Source organism: Rubrivirga sp. (genome assembly GCF_049648075.1).
Taxonomy (GTDB): domain Bacteria; phylum Bacteroidota; class Rhodothermia; order Rhodothermales; family Rubricoccaceae; genus Rubrivirga.
On record NZ_JBARYR010000325.1, the window covers coordinates 1 to 1,520 of the forward strand.

Annotated in this window: 1 protein-coding gene and 1 pseudogene; both read left to right on the top strand. The window is 71.1% G+C overall.

The window, feature by feature from the left end; genetic code table 11:
• Nucleotides 1-276: pseudogene (locus WBA11_RS09735) on the top strand (efflux RND transporter periplasmic adaptor subunit); the annotation flags it as partial.
• A gap of 2 nt (nucleotides 277-278) precedes the next feature.
• On the top strand, nucleotides 279-1,520 hold a 1,242-nt coding region (locus WBA11_RS09740; RefSeq protein ID WP_424520505.1), incomplete at its 3' end, for an efflux RND transporter permease subunit.

Here is a 1,520-nt window from a genome sequence, read left to right on the forward strand (position 1 = left end):
GGTCCGGTCGTGCCGACGGAGGCCGTCGTCCGCACGGGCGAGGAGACGGCCGTCATCCTCGCGCTCGGCGAGGGCCGCTTCCGCCCCCAGCCCGTCCGCCTGGGCGAGGAGGGCGACGGGATCGTCCGCGTCCTGGAGGGCCTCTCGGTCGGCGACCGCGTGGTCACGAGTGCCCAGTTCTTGATCGACTCCGAAGCCCGACTGGCGGCCTCGCTCGGGGCCATGCAGCCGATGCCGGGCATGGACATGGGCGAGATGGACATGGACACCGAGTAACCATGCAGCAGCACAAGACCCGCGACGGCGCACTGGAACGGATCATCGAGTGGAGCGCCGAGAACCGCCTGCTCGTCGGCCTGGTCACGCTCATGGTAGCCGGGCTCGGCGCCTGGGCCGCGCTCACGACGCCCGTCGACGCTATCCCGGACTTGTCGGACGTCCAGGTCATCGTCCGCACGGAGTACGCCGGGCAGGGGCCGCAGATCGTCGAGGAGCAGGTGACGTACCCGCTCACGTCGGCCATGCTGTCCGTGCCCGGCGCCCGGACCGTCCGGGGCTACTCCATGTTCGGGACGAGCTTCGTCTACGTCATCTTCGAGGACGGGACCGACCTCTACTGGGCGCGCAGCCGCGTGCTGGAGTACCTCTCCCAGATCCAGGACCGCCTGCCCGAGGCGGCCACGCCCGCCCTCGGCCCCGACGCGACCGGCGTCGGGTGGGTCTACCAGTACAGCTTGCGCGACACGACGGGCACCTACGACCTGTCCCAGCTCCGGTCCGTCCAGGACTTCTACCTCAAGTACGAGCTCCAGGCCGTCGAGGGCGTGGCCGAGGTGGCGACCGTCGGCGGGTTCCAGAAGCAGTACCAGGTCGTCGTGGACCCCCAGCGGCTGGCCGCCTACGGCATCCCCATCGGCCAGGTCGGCGACGCGCTCCGGCGCTCGAACCGCGACGTCGGCGGGCGGCTCCTGGAGCTCGGCGAGCGCGAGTTCATCGTCCGGGGCAAGGGCTACCTCCAGGGCATCGACGACATCCGCCAGGTGGTCCTGCGGGCCGAGGGCGGGACGCCCGTCACCGTCGGCCAGGTCGCCGAGGTGCGGCTTGGGCCGGAGATCCGCCGCGGGATCGCCGACGTGAACGGCCAGGGCGAGGTCGTCGGCGGAATCGTCGTCATGCGCTCGGGCGAGAACGCCCAGGCCACCATCGACGCCGTCAAGGCCCGGATCGCCGAGCTGGGCGACGGCTTGCCGCCCGGCGTCGAGGTCGTGACGGAGTACGACCGCTCCGAGCTGATCGCGAGCGCGGTCTCGGCGCTCACGACGACGATCTGGGAGGAGCTCCTCGTCGTGGCCCTCGTCGTCATGGTGTTCCTGCTCCACGTCCGCAGCGCGTTCGTGGCCGTGGTCACGGTGCCCGTCGGCATCCTGATCGCGCTCGGCGCCATGCGGCTCCTGGGCATCAACGCCAACATCATGAGCCTGGGCGGGATCGCCATCGCCATCGGCGTGATGGTGGACGCC